The 18,270-nt window shown below is 49.1% G+C and carries 13 protein-coding genes and 2 riboswitches; of the genes, 6 read left to right on the top strand and 7 right to left on the bottom strand.

Going from position 1 to position 18,270, the window contains the following annotated elements; translation table 11 throughout:
- Nucleotides 1–34: 34 nt before the first annotated feature.
- Genes K6T23_RS17680 through K6T23_RS17670 form a run of 3 tightly spaced genes read right to left on the bottom strand, consistent with a single transcriptional unit; the run spans nucleotide 35 to nucleotide 4,814 of the window.
- Nucleotides 35–1,828: an ABC transporter substrate-binding protein gene (locus tag K6T23_RS17680; RefSeq protein ID WP_056540871.1), complete on the bottom strand. Its 1,794-nt coding sequence runs from the start codon at nucleotides 1,826–1,828 to the stop codon at nucleotides 35–37.
- Nucleotides 1,829–1,852: 24 nt separating this feature from the next.
- The gene (locus K6T23_RS17675) at nucleotides 1,853–3,358 is read right to left on the bottom strand and encodes an ABC transporter permease (RefSeq protein ID WP_238282142.1); all 1,506 of its coding nucleotides are present in this window, start codon (nucleotides 3,356–3,358) and stop codon (nucleotides 1,853–1,855) included.
- Between the two features lie 13 nt (nucleotides 3,359–3,371).
- Nucleotides 3,372–4,814 (bottom strand): ABC transporter permease, encoded by a 1,443-nt coding sequence (locus tag K6T23_RS17670; protein WP_404818393.1) that lies wholly within the window; start codon nucleotides 4,812–4,814, stop codon nucleotides 3,372–3,374.
- 134 nt (nucleotides 4,815–4,948) lie between these two features.
- On the opposite strand from K6T23_RS17670, the gene K6T23_RS17665 reads away from it, so the two are divergent.
- Complete coding sequence (locus tag K6T23_RS17665) at nucleotides 4,949–6,682, top strand: ABC transporter ATP-binding protein (RefSeq protein ID WP_238282140.1); 1,734 nt, start codon at nucleotides 4,949–4,951, stop codon at nucleotides 6,680–6,682.
- Nucleotides 6,683–6,732: 50 nt separating this feature from the next.
- On the opposite strand, the gene K6T23_RS17660 is transcribed toward K6T23_RS17665, so the two are convergent.
- Complete coding sequence (locus tag K6T23_RS17660; RefSeq protein WP_238282138.1) at nucleotides 6,733–7,494, bottom strand: SDR family NAD(P)-dependent oxidoreductase; 762 nt, start codon at nucleotides 7,492–7,494, stop codon at nucleotides 6,733–6,735.
- 184 nt (nucleotides 7,495–7,678) lie between these two features.
- Here K6T23_RS17660 and K6T23_RS17655 point away from each other — a divergent pair, with 184 nt between their 5' ends.
- The 3 genes from K6T23_RS17655 (at nucleotide 7,679) to K6T23_RS22220 (ending at nucleotide 11,004) form a co-directional block, all read left to right on the top strand.
- Nucleotides 7,679–8,233, top strand: a complete 555-nt coding sequence (locus tag K6T23_RS17655; RefSeq protein WP_238282128.1) for a hypothetical protein — start codon at nucleotides 7,679–7,681, stop codon at nucleotides 8,231–8,233.
- 191 nt (nucleotides 8,234–8,424) lie between these two features.
- Nucleotides 8,425–8,528, top strand: a riboswitch (SAM riboswitch).
- 206 nt (nucleotides 8,529–8,734) lie between these two features.
- Entirely contained in the window at nucleotides 8,735–9,532 is a 798-nt protein-coding gene (locus K6T23_RS17650) for an alpha/beta hydrolase (protein WP_238282126.1), read from the top strand.
- An 89-nt stretch (nucleotides 9,533–9,621) separates the two neighbouring features.
- Nucleotides 9,622–11,004 carry a M28 family peptidase gene (locus tag K6T23_RS22220; protein ID WP_273546585.1) on the top strand — a complete coding sequence of 461 codons (1,383 nt, stop codon included), beginning with the start codon at nucleotides 9,622–9,624 and terminating at the stop codon, nucleotides 11,002–11,004.
- A 37-nt stretch (nucleotides 11,005–11,041) separates the two neighbouring features.
- On the opposite strand, the gene K6T23_RS17635 is transcribed toward K6T23_RS22220, so the two are convergent.
- Together K6T23_RS17635 and K6T23_RS17630 are read right to left on the bottom strand one after the other, a co-directional pair.
- Entirely contained in the window at nucleotides 11,042–11,455 is a 414-nt protein-coding gene (locus tag K6T23_RS17635) for a VOC family protein (protein WP_079515614.1), read from the bottom strand.
- Nucleotides 11,456–11,778: 323 nt separating this feature from the next.
- Nucleotides 11,779–13,023 (bottom strand): DUF5068 domain-containing protein, encoded by a 1,245-nt coding sequence (locus K6T23_RS17630; RefSeq protein ID WP_238282124.1) that lies wholly within the window; start codon nucleotides 13,021–13,023, stop codon nucleotides 11,779–11,781.
- A gap of 392 nt (nucleotides 13,024–13,415) precedes the next feature.
- On the opposite strand from K6T23_RS17630, the gene K6T23_RS17625 reads away from it, so the two are divergent.
- Nucleotides 13,416–15,119 (top strand): M3 family oligoendopeptidase, encoded by a 1,704-nt coding sequence (locus K6T23_RS17625; protein WP_238282114.1) that lies wholly within the window; start codon nucleotides 13,416–13,418, stop codon nucleotides 15,117–15,119.
- 84 nt (nucleotides 15,120–15,203) lie between these two features.
- Here the strand turns inward: K6T23_RS17625 and K6T23_RS17620 are convergent, their stop codons facing one another.
- Nucleotides 15,204–16,589 carry a DUF2254 domain-containing protein gene (locus K6T23_RS17620; RefSeq protein WP_238282105.1) on the bottom strand — a complete coding sequence of 462 codons (1,386 nt, stop codon included), beginning with the start codon at nucleotides 16,587–16,589 and terminating at the stop codon, nucleotides 15,204–15,206.
- 229 nt (nucleotides 16,590–16,818) lie between these two features.
- Nucleotides 16,819–16,923: riboswitch (SAM riboswitch) on the top strand.
- A 105-nt stretch (nucleotides 16,924–17,028) separates the two neighbouring features.
- On the opposite strand from K6T23_RS17620, the gene K6T23_RS17615 reads away from it, so the two are divergent.
- Nucleotides 17,029–18,270, top strand: a complete 1,242-nt coding sequence (locus K6T23_RS17615) for a homoserine dehydrogenase (protein ID WP_238282103.1) — start codon at nucleotides 17,029–17,031, stop codon at nucleotides 18,268–18,270.

Genomic DNA, 18,270 nt, shown 5'->3' with positions numbered 1-18,270 from the left:
GCCTGCCGGATCTCTTCCGGCAGGCTCTTTCCGATTACTTATTCTCTTGATATTTCTTCAGGAATTCCTTCACTTTATCACTGTCGGCCTTCAGCTCGTTGCCTGTGTCGACAAGGGGGCTGACGGTGGAGACGGCTTTGATTTTGTTGCCTTGGTAGTAGTCGATGAACTCATCTTGGTTTATGGAGTACAGGACGGCTTTTCTTAGGTCGTCACTTTTGGAAACGTCACGGCCTTTGGAATTGAAGAGCAGGTACGATACGCCGTTGCTTTCGATGCGCTGCAGCTTCAGCTTGTCGTCTTTTTCTACGGTTTCGTATTTCGTTTCAGGGACTCCGTAGTAGAAATGGATTTCCCCGTTACGCAGGGCGGACAGGGCGCTGTCGGCTTCTGCAATGAAGCGGACATTGATGTTGCTGATCTTCGCTTCGTTTTCAGTGCCTTTCATGTAGGCAGGGTTCTTCTGGAAGACGGCTTCATAATCGTTTTTGTACGTCATGATGTATGGTCCGCTTGCGTAAAGGCTGTTATCGTATTTGTCGCCTTCCGTGACGGTGTTTTGGTCACCGTACGGGATGTCTTTCTTCACATCGAAGGATGCGACATCATACGTGTTGATGCTTTCCACTTGTTTCTTCGATACGATCCCGGCCGATTGGTGGGCAAGGTAGTTCAATACTTGTGGGAATGGTTCGGTCGTCGTCATTTTCACGACTTGGTATTTTCCGCTTCCGTTATCGGCGTCGTTTTTATCATCTACAAGACTTGAGATTTTTTGATCAAGGCCATTCTCGAGGCTTTCACGGATCGTTTTTCCGTCATTGGTCTTTCCGTCAAGTTCCTTCAGGTCGGTCACGACTTCTGCATCCTTGATATGCTCATGGAGGGTGTACGTACGGTGATCAGGAACGGAATCCTTATCCTTTGCACGGTCCAGAGAGAAGATGACATCGTCGGCGCCGACGCGCTCACCGGAATCGACGGCTTTTTTGTCTGTTACTTTGGCAAAATTGATATCATCGCGTAGCAGGAAGTAGTACTCTGAATTTCCTTCGCCGATCGTGTAGTTGCGGGAGAGGGAACCATCAGCCGTGATGTTGTCATCATCGGTCAGGTTCACAAGCCTTACATACATATTCGTGTTGATTGTATTGATGGATCCGTCATTCCCTTTGATCGGGTCAAGGGACGTCAGGGTCGGGATGCTTTGCTGCATGATCAGTGGATCGTTAGCACGTTTCGCTTCGTCATTGAAGTCGATCGTTTCCCACGCTAGGGCACGGGATTTGGAGAGGCGGACGGTATCGGTGTTCAGCACGTCCTTGTTGATTCCCTGTGCTTTGTATGAGATATAGAGCGGTGCGATATACGCTTTTTCGAATACAAGGCGGTCTTCCAGTGCCTTGTACGTTTTGGTGAATTCTTCAGGCGTTTGCATACTTGCTTCATCAATCAGCTTGTCGACCTTCTCATCGGCGATTGTGCTGTAATCTCCACCGGATTTGAAGACGGAGCGTACGGCATAGTCAGGGTTACCTGTCACCGTCGTCCAGCTGGAGAGGGCGACGTCATAGTTTCCTGCATCCTGCTGTGATTTGAAGCTTCCGTAGTCCGGTTGAACATTCAGCTTCACATCGAAGCCGTTTTTCACAAGCTGGTCGCGAAGGATATTGATATCGGACTCGCTTGAACTCATGCCGAGGATTTCAATGGTCGGCTTCTTCCCATCGTTCTTGCTGTCTTCAGCTACATCTGATTTTGTGTTCACGCAGCCTGCTGCAAACAGGACAAGCGCAAGGAACACGGCGAAAATGGATTTTTTCAAAATGAATGACCTCCTAAGGTGTTGGTTTTAGTCTAACTTCGGATCAAGGGCATCCCGCAGGCCGTCTCCAAGGAAATTGAAGGAGAGGACTAGGAGGATGATGGCAAGACCCGGGTAGATGGCGAGATAGGAATGTGTTTCAAGATACGTGCTGCCGATTTTCAGGATGTTTCCCCACTCGGGTATATGAGGCTCGATACCGAGTCCGAGATAGCTCAGACTGCTGGTGGCGATCACTGCCCCCCCGATGGTGAGGGTCGATTTGACGATCATCGGTGCCATTGAGTTCGGCACCACATGCCGGAAGATGATTTCGAAATTCCCTGTGCCCAGTGCGCGGGCGGAATCGACATATTCATAGTTTGATACCATGAGCACATTGGCTCTCATTGTCCTGGCATAGGTCGGGATCGACCCGACACTCAGTGCGAGGACAAGGGTCGTCGTGTTGGACCCGAATGCTGCGATGATGACGATGGCGAGGAGGATTCCCGGAATTGCGTATAGCACATCCAGTAGCCTCATGATGATATTGTCGGTCCGCTGACCGTAATAGCCCGAAATCGCCCCGAGGATGCCGCCGATGATGAACGGGATCAACGTTGAGAGGAACCCGACGATGAGGGAGATCCGTGCCCCGAAGATGATCCGGGAGAATAGGTCTCGCCCATAATCATCGGTCCCGAGGGGGTAGGCAAGGTTCGGCGTCTGCAGGATCGCCGAGTAATTATTCTCTACGGCGAGGGCATAATCGAACGTCAGGTAGCTGCAAACGGAAATCGAGAACAGGAAGACAATGAAGAACAATCCGAGCATGGATGTCATATTGCCGGTCACCTTATCCCACACCCGGTACCATGTGCCGGTGACGGGATGATGTTCTCCCCGTGACTTCATGAGGAGGTTCCACCCGAGGAAGATGGCGAAAAGATTGCCCGTCAATCCCGTGAGCATCAATAGAACCGCCACAATGCCGGTCCATTTCGGCAGGCGTTCACCGAACGTGATCACCATCCATAGGACGGCGAGGTGGAACATCGTGATGGCGAGGAGCAGGAACATCCCCAGTAGGAACGTATCCGATACGTACGGCTTGAATAGATTAAGAGCGGATACGGCAATGACGAAGATCTGCGTCAGAATCATATAAACCGAGAATGTGTATTCGGGCGATTTCTTTTCTTTGATCAGTAGGAAGGCGGCACTGACGGTGAAGACATTGGCCGTCAACAGGCTGAGAAGCTGGAGATAGCCAAGGCGCCTCGTGCTTTTCCGGATGACCCCGTCCCTGTTCAGGTCCCGTTTGATCAGCCGCGTGATCACCAGCTGTACGATGGTGAAGAATGCATAGGCCGCGAAGAACGTAAATGCAACCGGCTTCATGGACCCTTCCGACAGGTCGAAACTGTTGAATAGGAAGATGAGCGTGATGGCCAGGGACAGCACCCATGTGAAGGTGGACTGTGTATATTCAGATGATATTTTCAGTGCGAATTTCTTTTTGTAATGCGGTACTTCCACGTTGGTTGTCATACATGCACCTGCTTTAATATTGTTTCATCTTGGAGCGGATCCTCGGATCGAAGAACGCATACAGGATATCGATCAATAGATTGACGAGGGAGATCGTGATGGCAATGTAGACGACCCCTCCCATGATGGCGGGAATATCGGGGATGAACTGCTTATCGACGATGTAGCTTCCGATCCCGCTGATGTTGAATACTTTCTCCGTCACGGCGGCACCTCCGAGCATTCCGCCGAAAAGGAGACCGATGACCGTGATGACGGGGATCATGGCGTTACTCACTGCGTGCTTCCAGAGCACCTGCCGCTTGTTCAATCCTTTGGCCTTGGCCGTCAGGATATAGTCCTCATTGATCACTTCCAGGGTGGATGACCTCATCATTCGGGCAATCGATGCAGTCAAAGCGGTCCCGAGGACGACGGCCGGCATCACGATCGACAGCCAGTTGCCCGGGGTGTAGGTTGCCGGGAACCACTTCCATTTGATTGAGAAGTTCAGGATGAAGATCAGCCCCTGCCAGAAGTTCGGGATGGACAGACCGATCAACGCCACGAACATAAACGTATAGTCAAAGAATGACCTTGGCTTCGTTGCAGAAACGATGCCGATCGGAATGGCGATCACAATTGCCATGACCAGTGAAATGATGGCCAGTGTCAGGGTGATGGGAAACTTCCTTCCGATGCTCGATGCGACTTCTTCATTTCCTGTAAAGGAAGAGCCGAGGTCAAAGGTGGCAATTCCTTTGATCGTGTTCCACAGCTGCACAAGATAAGGCTGATCCAAACCGTGAATGACATTGAATGCAGCGATCTGATCCTTTGTCGCTGTCTCCCCGAGTATGTTCGCTGCCGGATTGAACGGGGATAGGTACAGGATGGTGAAGACAAGGAATGCGACTCCTATGATGACGAATAAGCTCATGACGAGGCGTTCGAATATGTATTTTACAAAATGATTGCTGTATAAGAGCAGTAGTAGATACATAGGGAGACCGGGTAGAGCAGATAGAATCAGGAACGTCGGGTTCAGGAGTAGGGACCCGAAGGTTTCTTTATACGTGATCTTCCGTTCGTCCTGCAGGGTGAGCTGTTTGACCGTCCTCTCTTCAGCCGTTTCATCCAATCTTTCCTGAGCGAGTCGTTCGGCTTTTGCCTTGATGGCTGAGGATGATGCCTGTTGATTGAAGAAGATGTTCTTTTTTTGAAGTTCTTCTTCGGCGCGTGTTACGTAAGTGGCTTTCACTCCTTCTTCGATCAGTCCCTGTTTCATTTCGTGAAGGAGTTTCTGATAAGGGTCGTTCCTCTTCCTGTGAAGATAGATGAAAAAGACGGCGAGATGGACCGGTAATCCGAGAATCAGAATGAAGATGTGATAAAGATTCCGTCGCTGCATCTTTTGATAGGTATCTTGGAACATCGGGGTTTGTGCATAGGTGCCAGTAGCTTTCGCCGTTTCCATGTGAAGCGTTGCCCTCCTTTGCTAAAATACAAATTGCATAATTCCGATCTGTTTAGTATATTTTAAATACACATTCTTGAAAAATCAATGTAAACTTTAGAAAATTTAACAAATCGTCCTGGCAGGTGGAAAAAGTGGAATCAATTCTTAAAGTAGACAATTTGCATATCTCATTCCAATCAAAGGAAGAGGAATTCGATGCAGTGCGCGGTGTAAGTTTTGAAGTGAAAAAAGGCGAGACCCTGGGCATCGTAGGGGAATCGGGTAGCGGGAAAAGCGTGACGGCACGATCGATCATGAGGCTGCTACCATCGCCACCCTCGTATATGAAGGAAGGGGAGATCACGTTCCTCGGCGAGAATCTCGCGGAGAAGACCGAGAAGGAGATGGAGTCCATACGCGGTTGTGACATCGGCATGATCTTTCAGGACCCTATGACATCCCTCAATCCGACGATCCGGATCGGGAACCAGATTGCCGAGAGCCTCGTGAAACATCAGGACCTGACACGGGAACAGGCGAAGAAGGAAGCCATCGATATCCTGAAACAAGTGGGTATCCGCAACAGCGAGGAGCGGTATAGTCAATATCCCCATGAGTTCTCCGGGGGGATGCGCCAGCGCGTGATGATCGCCATCGCCCTTGCCTGCAGACCGACCCTCCTGATTGCCGACGAGCCGACGACGGCCCTCGATGTCACCATCCAGAAGCAGATCCTGAATGTCATGAAACATATGCAGGAGAGGTTCGGAACGTCTATCATCCTCATCACCCATGACCTTGGGGTGGTGGCCGGTATGTGTGACGCGGTCGTGGTCATGAAAGAAGGAGAAATCGTGGAACGGGGGACAACAGAAGAAATCTTCGCCTCACCAAGGCATCCGTATACAAAGAAGCTCCTGAACGCCCTCCCGCGTCTCGATGAACCGAAAAAATCTAAAAAGGATTGTTCACCAGACAAGCCGCCACTCCTTGATGTATCGTCCCTGCGTCAGCATTTCGACCTTGGAAAAGGCCATACCTTGAAGGCGGTGGATGATATCTCCTTCTTTATCCGTGAAGGCGAAACATTGGGGCTTGTGGGAGAATCTGGTTCAGGTAAGTCGACGACGGGTCGGGCGATCTTGCGGTTGAATGAACCGACAGGAGGCATCGTCACCTATGAAGGAATGTCGGTCAACGGCATGACGAAGCGTGAAATGAAAGCGATGAGGCGCCATATGCAGATGATCTTCCAGGACCCCTATGCGTCACTCAATCCCCGTTTCAAAGTAATGGATATCATCGGTCAGGCCCTTGATATCCACGGGCTGTGCAAAACGAAGCAGGACCGGAAGCGGCGTGTGGAGGAACTGCTTGAAATGGTGGGGCTTCAGGCTTCCCATGCGAAGCGCTATCCCCATGAGTTCTCCGGTGGACAGCGACAGCGGATCGGAATCGCGCGTGCCCTGGCGGTGGAACCGAAGTTCATCGTGTGCGATGAGCCTTTGTCGGCCCTTGATGTATCGATTCAGGCACAGATCGTGGAGCTTCTTCAGGATCTTCAGAAGCGACTGGGGCTCACATACCTCTTCATAGCTCATGATTTATCCATGGTGAAGCATATCAGTGACCGGGTGGCCGTGATGTATGCCGGGAAGATCGTCGAGCTTGCCGAAAGCGAGGAACTCTATACCAACCCTCAACATCCATATACTAAGTCCCTGCTATCTGCCATCCCGATTCCTGATCCAACGATCGAGAAGAAGAAGGAGCGCGTCCTTCTGGAGGAACAAACGGATGCAGATCGCTACGGGTTGCAATCATCGGAGCTTGTCGAAGTGTCGAGTGGCCACTGGGTGGCAGTACCGGTGGAAGCAGGCGCATAAATTAACAAAAGGGTGTCCCGACGTTTCGGGACACCCTTTCTATATTGATGTTAGTTTCTTGTTCTTGATACGTATGGATAGATCGGATCACGAAGGAGGAATTCATAGGTTTTACCATTCACGATCCCAACAACATGATCCCCATCATACAGATCAAGGAGGAATTGTGCCATTTCCTTCGCAGTATGGTATTTGGGCAGTGCTTTTTCATAGTCAAACTGATCGGAATCAATGGATCGTTGGGCGAATTCCGTTTCCGTAGCGGCAGGGGCAAGAACCTTCGCTGTCATCTTCGCACCGGATTCGGAAAGCTCTCTCGCAAGTCCTTCCGTGAAGGCACTCACATAGAATTTGGTCGCACAGTAGGTGACCGCATCGGCAACGATCGTGTAGCCGCCGCCTGAGGAAATATTGATGAGCTGCGTTCCTTCGACCTGTGAGAAGTCGCGCACGTATAGGGTGGAGAGGATCGTGAGGGCTTCGATATTGAGTCTCATCATCTGTTCGATCTTGTCCAGATTTTGTTCGCCGACGGGATCGAAATTACCGAAACCGGCATTATTCACAAACGTCTCCAGCTCAAATGACTTGATCTCTTCATAGAAGGAATGAGCGTTGGAGGTAACGGACAGGTCGGTGGAGAAAAGTTTGATATCCAGGTCAGGATGGGCCTTCAGGATGCGGTCCTTCAACTCCTCAAGGTTCTCTTTCCTTCTGGCAGCAAGAATCAGATTCTTCCCCCGTGCTGCAAATGCCAGAGCGGCCTCATAGCCAATCCCGGAGCTTGCTCCTGTAATGACGGTATATTTCATGGTACTTCCTCCTCGATTAGGTTATAAGCAGATTGTAAGGCATAGGATGCTCGTTGAGCCAATGATTATACTCGGTCTGTCTGCACAGATGATGAATGAAGGCCCCCTGTGGTTGAGAGTTGTCCGGCCACCCTGTTTCTGAAATAATGGTGGTATGAGGAAGAATGAGGAAGGGGAGACAGCAATGAACGGCTGGAAACGGTTAATCGCGTTGATTCCCATCATGTTGTTGATGGGTGCATGCGGACAATCCCCAAGAAATACAGCGCCGGTGGAAACGGATGCAACAGAAACAATTGATGCAGAGGAAGCGGGAAGAGAAGATGCCCCGGAACAGCCTGATGAAACATCCGACCAAGTATCACTCGGTGAAGAGGATCAAGAAGCATCGGACTCTTCCGGGGATGATCAGGACAGTCAGGAAGCGGAGGAGCCTGCAGAGGATGGCGAATCATCGGCACGGAATGCTCCTGGACCGCAACGACCAGTCGGGGAATCCGGGTCCACTGCAGGCATTACGGATGTGGAAACAGCCATTGAGTTCTTAAAGGATGAGCTGAACGTGGCATCTGATGGAGATATCCTGATTGATGAGGGTGATGGCAAGCCCCAAACCGATGAAAAAGGGACCTATTATACCCTCCATCTCATATCACAAACCCTCAAAGATGAAGGAGGAACAGGGGAAGTCGGGGCATTCAGGATCTATGAAGACGGACGATATGAGATGGAAGACTGACTTCTCGAAAAAAAGGACCGGAGGCAGTTGATATGCCTTCGGTCGATATGGATCATTGGGGGTAAAGATGTTGAGCCAATCTTACAGCGTCAAAACCAACCTGTCAAGTGGGGATTTAGTTTTAATTCATAGTTTCACTGTAGGATTTATGGTTGACAAAGAGTGAATTGTAAGATAATTTAATCTATACTACCTTATAAAGAGTCGGGGAAGGAATCTGGTCCAACGATCCCGCAGCAACCTCCAAATGGAAGGTGCTCATTCCAGTAGGCAACTTCAGCCTGGCAGATAAGGGGAGAGAGTAATGTACATCTCCTTATGGGAGATTTTTTTTGTATATAAATCCGATTAAATCGATTGGATTAATTAGTCATAACGCTGAGGCGCAGATTTATACACTTTAAAAGGCGCGCATGTAGAGGCCTAGCCATAGGGGAAACAGTGTTCGAAGGCACATACAAACCGTAAGGAAAATCTACTAAGATAAAAGGAGAGGGTAAGATGAGCTGGTATACATCCATTCCATGGGAGGGTACCCACCTTCCTGCAGCCATACAGTATCCTGCTACACGTCTCGGCGTCCATCCGGCCGTCATCATCTGTCATGGTTTCGTCGGTTCAAAAGAAGGCGTGGACCGATTATTCGTGAAGGCTGCACATGAACTCAGCTCACACATCGTCGTACGTTTCGATTACGACGGTTGCGGAGAAAGTCTGGGGGAGTACGGCTTGAATACAAAAGATCGCTTCATTGCACAGACGAAGGCGGTCATCGGGTTTGTGAAGCAGATGAAAGGGGTGGACCCGGAGAGCATTGCCTTGATCGGCCACAGCCTTGGGGGGGCAGTGGCCCTTGAAGCAGCCATCGAAGAAGAAGTTCGCCACCTTGCCCTCTGGTCGGCGGTCGGCTCTCCCCGGCATGATCTTGGACGCATTATCGGAGATGATGTGGAAGAAGCCATCTTGCGGGACGGGAAGGCAGATTATTTGGGCTATGAGCTGAAGCGAGAGTTTCTCACGACCCTTCAAGGGTGGGACCCGATACGGCGGGCAAATGAGTATATGGGGAATGTCTTGCTTGCCCACGGTGACCAGGATGAAGAAATCTCCGTCGATTACTGCTCCCTCTATCACTCAAACTTCTCCAATCGGCGTTCGGGAGAGGTAGAAAAGGCAATCATTCCGAAAGGGTCCCATACTTACTCAACTTCAGGGGCCTTTCGACAACTCCTTGATTTCACTCGAGGGTGGCTTTTACAGGTTCAATCCACCGGCTATGATCATGCCAATGGGCTATAAATGGTAGTTTCTTACCGGTTATTCCTACTCTTTCATTAAACGACAAAATATTGTTACTATTCTATCAAATAAGTAGAGGAGGAAACCGTTTGAAAAAATCTGTCGTATCCATTGCTCTTGCGACGACCCTATCGTTTGGCGCTGTTGGACTTCAACCAGCCATTGCAGGGGCACCTGAACCAGGAAAGGAGCTCTTGCAAAATCCGCATGAGCGGAATCTGATCAAGAAAATCGATTCGGAGCGAATCTATCAGACGATCGATCAGCTTCAACAAATACCGAGGGTAGCCGGGACAGAATCCGAGGCAAATGCCATCAGGTATGTAAAACGACAATTTGAATCGTACAGGTATGACGTGACACTTCAACCCTTTACCTTTATAGGGTACACGGCACCTACTGCAATCGAACTGTCAGGGGTGCAAGGCGAGTGGAACCCGGATGCATTCACTTACTCGGTTAGTGGTGATGTGTCAGGCGAGCTCGTTTCTGCAGGACTTGGAAGAGTAGGAGACTTTGATGGAGTAGATGTAGACGGGAAGATCGTTCTTATCCAGCGAGGGGAAATCACGTTTGCACAGAAGATCGTCAATGCGTCTGAAGCAGGAGCCGCAGGGGTCATCATCTACAACAATACGGATGGCTCGCTGAGCGGGACATTGGGAGAACCGGATGATCGCTACATACCGGCCATCACCCTTTCCAAGGCCGAAGGAGAAGAGCTGCGCCGACATATCGGAGAGACCGTCCGGCTGACAATCGAGGGAGCGGAAACATCGGAGCGCACCTCTCACAATGTCATTGCCTCGAAAGCTCCGGTCAATAAGAAAAAAGCAACGGATGATGTGCTTATCATCGGGGCCCATCATGATTCAGTAGAAGGGGCTCCTGGCGCGAACGATGATGCGTCGGGTACAGCTGTTACCTTGGAACTCGCAAAGGTGTTCAAAAATGTACCGACAGATACAGAGATACGCTTCATTACATTCGGGGCTGAGGAATTGGGTCTGCTGGGGTCCTATCACTATGTAGATTCCCTGCCGCAAATAGAACGTGACCGGATTATCGGGTACTTCAATCTCGACATGGTGGGTAGCAGGGACGCAGGTGATCTGGTCCTCCGCACACTCGATGGAAGCCCGAACCTCGTAACGGAGCTATCCCAGGCTGCGAGCGAGCGATTGAACGGATTCCCGACGCCGATCGGTGAAGGCGGCAGGAGCGATCATGTTCCGTTTGCTGAAGCGGGAATCCCAGCGGGAGCCTTCATCCACAGTCCGTTTGAGCCATGGTACCATACTCCCGAGGATACAATCGATAATATCAGCAAAGAGAAGCTGCAGGATGTGGCTGAAATTGTAGGGGCCGCGGTATATGAGCAGGCTCGTCCCGACCACCAAGGTCCGAAGCCTAAATCGGCTTCAAAGGTGAAAGCATCAAAAGATTCCGTCCAAGAAAAGAACATAAGGTAACCAAAAGCCTGCTGGCCGATCGGCCAGCAGGCTTCTATCATTCTTCGTAGTTGAACTGCCACTGGATGCCGAACTTGTCCGTAACCCCGCCGTAGAGGGGGCTCCAGAACGTTTCCTGCAGAGGCATATCCACATGGCCATCTTCTTTCAGGCGATCAAAGAGTGCTGTTAGTACGTCCTTATTGTCTTTGACGATGGCTAACGTGATATTATTTCCTTCCATGAAGGGTGTGCCGGGGAAGGTGTCTGAGAACATGATCTTTTCGCCGTCGATGACGATATTGGCATGGAGGATCAATTCCTTTGCCTCTTCCGGAAGGGGGAAATCAGGGATTGGCGGGGCTTCTTTGAAGGTCATGATGTGTGGGGGTTCCGTGCGGAAGACATCTGCATAGAATAGGACGGCTTCGCGGCAGTTTCCATTAAAGTTGAGATAAATGTTGATCGACATGTAAACACTCCTCATTGAAAATGGTAGATAACGCTTACAAAAATGATTATACCATGGCGGGTGTGGAGTGGATATGAAAAGAAGAGAAGGTTGGGACATACGTATAGTAAAACCCGAATTCATCTGCTTGGGATCAGGCAATGAATTCGGGTATTTATTTGCTTCAAGACTATTACTATTAATCTAGCTGTTGATTGGAGTCCAAGACCAAGGCTCTTCCCGCTGAGTGCGAAGTCTTGCACGGGAATCATGAGCTTTATTAAGAACCTATACTGATCGTGTTGGTCCGTAAATGGTTCCTTTTCGTTTTGTGCCTTTTTTCATTACTTCGGCATATCAAATGTGAGCTCGTTCTTCAACAGGTCTTTTCCATCTTGATTGGTGAGGTGGGTCAGTCGGAAGGTAAAATCTTTGGCTTCTCCGTAGTCGCTCTTTTCCTTCATGAGGTAAACGAGGTACTTCTCACCGGTTTCACCAGGCTTGATGCTTCCTGTATCAAACGCAAGGGAACCTTCATCGAGGTATTGTACCTTGTCGGTTGATAGGAACGTGCTGAACTGGTCGAGTGTAATGTCGGTATCTGTGTTGTTTTTCACTGTCACTTTGACAGTGGTAGCCACGATGTTTTCGTCACCGAATCCTGTGAAGGCATCTTGGTAGCTTTCCGTAGGCGTCAGCTTCGTGAACTGCACGCCATCGAGTGTGACGTCCACCTTCTCACCGGTTTCGGTTTTACCGATGGATTCATTTTTTGCTAGCATCTCTTTTTCTGCCACATTATCTTTCAGGATGCTGTCAGGGTAGAATTCCTTTGAAGCAGCCGTTTGCTTTTCGGCATTTTCTCCCGATAGGGGAAGATCAAAGACTTTTTCATCGCTGACTTTCTCCGAGAAGTCCTTATCGGCAGAGCTTTGGGCGACGCGGAACTTCACATTGGCATCCTTGAGGGTCTCGTATTCCTCTTTCGTCAATATGTATTCGAGTATGCCTTCTTGCTTCTCGCCCTTTTTGTAGTGGGCGGGATCATCAACGGTTCCGTCCATCTCCGGGTGCAGCCTGACTTCCCTTGAGTAGTCGAGCTTCATCATATGCGTATCGAACTGATCCGTTCCGAGGATATCTGGGTTGTTGAAGTAGAGATCTCCATTGGTTTGATTATCGATGCTTCCATTCATGGATACGATATACGCTTCATCTCCATCGAACTCACCAGCAGGTGCATGACTGACGTGAACGACTTGATAACGGTCTACCATGAAGGACATATTATTTGATATTAATTCTATGCCGGGCTCATCGTTTTCATAGACGACGTCCAGGGTGGCGTCTGGAAGATTTGCTTCGAGATCAGGATTGATCAAGCCTGATTGTGATTGGGTGGAAGAGGAATCCTTTTTCTCGAGTTTTGCTCCTGAAGTCTCTTTCTCGGTTTGTTCCTTCTTTTCTGCTTTTTGTTCGGATTTTTTATCCTCATCTGTTTTCTTTGCTGCCGTGTCGCTGTTTCCACATGCGGTGGTCAATGCGAGCATACCGGCGATCGTTCCTGCCAAGATCCATTTCTTCTGCATGCTATGACTTCCTTTCTAGTTTGAACCTTTAACAGTATAAGGGAAATCTCCAAATTCTATCAATCACCATTATTCATTCTTTGCTTGCTCTCTCATGAAAGAATAGGTACTATCACCTTGATCTTGATTGAGGAAAAAAGTCCTTATCATCAAAAGGAAGAAGAAGTTGGGATTTTGGAAGAGAGATGGAATCAATAAGGATAACGATTCCATATAAATCCTAATAATGGAATAAATGTGATAGTGAAGATGATTTCCCTTTTACTACCTTTACTTGGTTCTTTCGATCTGTTTTTTCCCATATCTGTCATTTTGTAAACCAGGACGGCCGAAAAGTTGAGTGTGTATGGATTTTAATGGTAAAATTAAGAGAGTTAAAAGGGGGAGAGAAGATGTCAAAGGTGTATGTAGAAACCCATGATATGAGAAATATAGAAGCGATGAAAACAAGATTCGAAGAGTTTCTGGCGGCTCCGTTTCATAACGCCGAAGAGGTAGAAGACTGGCTGAAACAGGTATCGGATTATCAGGATGAACTTCGGGAAGCCCTTGATGGCCATTACATCGACTTCCAGACCCACAATCAGGATACAGAGGTTCAGGAAACGTATCAGTTCGATCAGGAGCATGTGCTGCCCCTCCTTAAGAGGTATGAAGCGCAGCTTGATCAAAAGTTGTTATCGAGTCCACATGAATTGGATAAAAAAGTATACGGACGCCTTATCAGGAGTAAACAAACGGCTGCAGAACTCTACAGGGAAGAAAATATTGATCTTGAAATAAAGGAGGACCGTCTGGCCACACGATACTTTGAACTGACAGGCGCTCTGACGGCAGAGTGGGAAGGAGAGCAACTGACGATTCCCCAACTGTTTCCACTGCTCGAAGATCCGGACCGGACCAAACGGAAAAAGGTCTACGATCAACTATTCGGAGCCCTCGGTGGGGTGGAAGAGGAACTACAAGAAATCATGGATGAGCTCATGGTGATCCGCGAGCAGAAGGCCGCCAATAGCGGGCTCGCGAACTACCGGGATTATATGTTCAAGAAATATAATCGCTTCGATTATACACCAGAAGATTGCAAGGAACTGGCGGATTCGATCCGTGAACATGTCGTGCCGGCAATCGGAAGGATCTTGTCCAAAAAAACAGAAGAGTTGGGCGTGGAATCCATCCGTCCATATGATCATAGGGCCGTGCCGCTGGATGAAGAGCCCCTGCGACCATTCAAGACAGGTGACGAACTGGTGGAGAAGACCGGACGCGTATTGGGAGAGATTTCTCCTCGATTTTCTGAACTTCTCCACCTGATGGATACGAAGGGGCTATTGGATCTTGAGACGAGGAAGAATAAGTCCCCGGGAGGATTCTGTGAATCGCTACCTGTTTCCGGTCTATCGTTCATTTTCATGAATGCCTCGGGCACCCATGGGGATGTGACGACTCTGATCCATGAAATGGGGCACTGCATCCACAATGATTTCAAGCGTACTCTCCCCCTTGCTTTTGACCGGGCGACCCCGATGGAATCGGCTGAGCTTGCGAGCATGGGGATGGAGTTATTGTCCATGGATCACTGGCATCATTTTTATTCAGAAGAGCAGGTGCGTCAGGCCAAGCTTGATATGCTCAGGGACATCATCCAGTTCTTCCCGACAGGAATCAGGGTCGATGAGTTCCAGCACTGGATGTATGAGAACCCCGGTCATTCTAAGGAGGAGCGATCAGAGGCGTACGGACGGATCGTAGACAGCTATCTGTCATCAGAAGAGGATTGGAGCGGGTATGAAGAGGTGAAGAAGAAGGCGTGGCTCTTTGTCCTTCATATTTTTGAGGTCCCTTTCTATTACATCGAATATGTCATTGCCCAGCTTGGGGCTTTGCAGCTCTACCGGATCTACAAAGAAGACCCCGATCGGGCAATCGAAGGGTACAAGGAAGCGCTCAGGCTTGGGAATACGGCTTCTCTATCCGATGTGTATGAAGCGGCAGGACTATCTTTTGATTTTTCCGCTGATATGATCAAGGGGCTTGTGGCGTTCGTGGAAAAAGAGATTGACGAGCTTGAAGGATCAATCGTGAAGAATTCATAACTTGATCTACACAAAAAGACCCCATCGGATGCGGGCTTTACGGCTTCCAATGGGCTCTTTTTGTATTCGTACGAGAAACATCAGTTATACGTTCCGATTGGCATCGGGATAAAATTTTTGGTGGATGTGTTGGTACTCTTCGGTATGACCGGTGATCTTGGCAAGGATTTTCAGTTCGGTGAGCAAGAAGGTTTTATCAAGTTCATAGATCACGGATTCTTCTATATGATCGATGGTGTTGGCGGCGAAGTCCCAAAGACATTGATGCCGTTCGCGCGGCAGGGTTTCTGAAAGACGGGAAAGAGCTTTTACGATATCGGTGATGATCAAATGGTTGCCCCGGGCATAATGCCTGACGTATCCGAATCCGCGATACAGGTAATAATCAAAGTCTTCAATCTCGAGAATGACCCGGACATCCTCATCATCGTCAATTAAGTAAGGGGAGAATGACAGATGATGATTGATGGTGAGCATCAGATCCGTAATCTGGTGAATCGTATTGGACGCTGTTTTCGGGTCGTCATTGCCGAGGGATTTGATGGCCACCTCTGCGAGTTTGTGCATTCCCATTTGAAGATCCTGAATTTCCGTTTCCTTGTGGCCGATTTCAATAAGAGCCAGGTATTTTTCCACATCGACTTTTTCTTCATCCGCCCCGTACAGGCAGATAAGGTTGTTTCCGCAGAGGACGAAATCGCCGATTTTGAAGTGCAGGCGTACGATGATCCCGTCCTCCCTGGCTTTCTCGATCATGGAATGGAAGTCGATGAGCTGTACGTAGCCCGATGCCTTTGCTTTGACATTCAGGCACTTGCTTTCGTCCAATTCGAACCGGGGATGATCATCCTTTGTCCGGTGGCATTCCAGATCTTTTTTCAGTGTTTGATTGATCATGACTTCGGATACCTTCTTCATGTTGTAGGTGATATTATGTACCTGCATCCACGTAGAGGCGTGGTTGATGAAGAAGATGAAAGTGATGGCTGCAATGAAGGCGACGATGACGGTCAGGACGGGTGCGGCGGTGAACATTTCTTTCTTTGAACTTCCGATGAAGAGGAAGTTGAATAGTACAAAGACAAAGCTCCCATTGAAGATGCCGAGAGCGTGCTGGGTCTTTTTATCGGAGATGAAATTCAGCAGCATGCGTGGCGAGAACTGTCCGCTGAATGTCGTAAGGACGACGAGAAGGGAGTTCAGTGTAAAGGCACTCAGAGTGAGTACCCCGCCGATCAGGGTACTGACGAGCGTCCTGGTGACCGATGCATTCATGCTGAAGAGCTTTGGTACATAATGAGACAGCTCTACTTTCAGATCTAGGAACAAGGTGCATGCCACAAGCAGCAGGGACAGGCAGATGTAAAGGAAGGGCATGAACCAGATGGTGAGCTGGATTTCGTGAGCCCGCTGTCTTTTGGACATGAGCAGGTACTTTTGTACGTCATTTGGCAGGAATTTCTTAAACATGGTGTAACCCGATCCTTTCTGAATGGTGTTGAGTAGTCATTTGTTTCCCTTCGTGTGCGGGTTAAAACGTATTTTGAGGTATTTTAAATAAATCTTTTTTAGCCCTGCTTTTAAAGGGTCGAAAAGAGTCTAATTATCAGAAAAGATAAAAAACCTATTGACGTAAAGCCCTGATCCCCTATATAATCCTACTCATACTTATTGACTGAACAAACCAGAAAAACACACACTCTTATCTAGAGCGGCGGAGGGAATAGGCCCGATGAAGCCCGGCAACCTGCAATCATGAAAGGTGCCAATTCCTACAGATCGATGGTGATCTGGAAGATAAGGGGAGGAGCCTGCCTCATAAGCCCTCTTCTTAACCATAAGAAGGGGGCTTTTTTGTATCCCCTGCCATCTTTCAACCAAGTCATTCAACCCTTTAGGAGGAAGAAACATGTCAGAATTGCACGTAGCACTACTCGGATTCGGAACCGTCGGTCAGGGGGTATACGAAGCCCTGGAAACACATCGCGAAAGGATCAAGGATATCACGGGAAAAGAGGTGCGGATCCGTGCCATCTTGATCAAAGACCCATCAAAGGAAAGAGAGATTGATCCAAGCATCAAGGTCACGACGGACTTTGACGAAATCCTGGAAGAAGAGGGCATCGATGTCTTGTTTGAAGCGATTGTCGGGGAAGAACCTGGATACACCTATCTCACCAAGGCCATCGAACGGGGGATCCATGTTGTAACGGCCAATAAGGCGATGTTTGCTTCGAAGGGTGAGGACCTTTTGACACGGGCACGTGAACGGGGAGTCGCAGTCGGATTTGAAGCGACTACGGCAGGAGGACTTCCCATTATCGGGGCCATCAGGCAACTACTGAATGTGAATGAAATCACACATATTCAAGGTATATTGAATGGGACCTCCAATTTCATCCTTTCCCAGATGAGGAAAGAAGGCTTGTCCTTCGAGCGGGCCCTTTCTATTGCTCAGGAAAAAGGGTACGCAGAAGCAGATCCCACCAGTGATGTAGGAGGACAGGATGCCTTCTATAAGCTCATGATCCTCAGTCGAGCCGCCTTCCATGGTCAGCCCGACTGGGGAGCGGTCCCGAAAAAAGGGATCACAGATCTAACCAGTGATTGGCTGCAGGCCGCTGAATCCTTCTCCCTCCGGTTCAAGCATGTCGGGTCGATTCAAAGGGACGGAGAAAGCATAAGCGGAGTAGTGGAGCCGGTACTGGTGAAGGAGTCTCATCCTTTTTACGGAGTGGAGAATGTTGAAAACGTTGTGTCTGTAAAAGGAAGCCTGGTGGGAAGGGTCACCCTGTCAGGACCGGGAGCGGGTAAATTACCTACAGGAAGTGCGATGGTGGAGGATTTTCTATCTCTGATCGAAGGAAGATACGCATCTTCCGAGACGCGTGCCAGAATAGGAGTCGAATCCCTTTCCGGCCGTGATGGTGAATGGGTGGTGAGGACTTCTGGTGAGGCATTGCCTGAATGGGTCGACCGCTTTGATCTGTTGGACCGCATCACACTGAGCGGCCACCTGTATCTCTTCATCAGAGGAAGTGAAGAAGAATGGAATGCAGTAAAGCAAGCGGATGAGAAGCTGCAGCCCTATCCCATCTTGAAGGAACTTCCCCTTGAGTCCAGATTGAAAAGGGAAGCATCGGTACGTTAA

The organism is Rossellomorea marisflavi (assembly GCF_022170785.1).
GTDB lineage: Bacteria > Bacillota > Bacilli > Bacillales > Bacillaceae_B > Rossellomorea > Rossellomorea marisflavi_B.
Note: the sequence above shows the minus strand (reverse complement) of the source record. Positions and strands in the feature narration are given on the sequence as shown.

Excerpts from the sequence above, each read along its gene's own strand:
- K6T23_RS17670 (WP_404818393.1), bottom strand. The coding sequence starts at position 4,814 with ATGGAAACGGCGAAAGCTACTGGCACCTATGCACAAACCCCGATGTTC.
- K6T23_RS17620 (WP_238282105.1), bottom strand. The coding sequence starts at position 16,589 with ATGTTTAAGAAATTCCTGCCAAATGACGTACAAAAGTACCTGCTCATG.
- K6T23_RS17650 (WP_238282126.1), top strand. The coding sequence starts at position 8,735 with ATGAGCTGGTATACATCCATTCCATGGGAGGGTACCCACCTTCCTGCA.
- K6T23_RS17655 (WP_238282128.1), top strand. The coding sequence starts at position 7,679 with ATGAACGGCTGGAAACGGTTAATCGCGTTGATTCCCATCATGTTGTTG.
- K6T23_RS17675 (WP_238282142.1), bottom strand. The coding sequence starts at position 3,358 with ATGACAACCAACGTGGAAGTACCGCATTACAAAAAGAAATTCGCACTG.
- K6T23_RS17635 (WP_079515614.1), bottom strand. The coding sequence starts at position 11,455 with ATGTCGATCAACATTTATCTCAACTTTAATGGAAACTGCCGCGAAGCC.
- K6T23_RS17615 (WP_238282103.1), top strand. The coding sequence starts at position 17,029 with ATGTCAGAATTGCACGTAGCACTACTCGGATTCGGAACCGTCGGTCAG.
- K6T23_RS17625 (WP_238282114.1), top strand. The coding sequence starts at position 13,416 with ATGTCAAAGGTGTATGTAGAAACCCATGATATGAGAAATATAGAAGCG.
- K6T23_RS17630 (WP_238282124.1), bottom strand. The coding sequence starts at position 13,023 with ATGCAGAAGAAATGGATCTTGGCAGGAACGATCGCCGGTATGCTCGCA.
- K6T23_RS17660 (WP_238282138.1), bottom strand. The coding sequence starts at position 7,494 with ATGAAATATACCGTCATTACAGGAGCAAGCTCCGGGATTGGCTATGAG.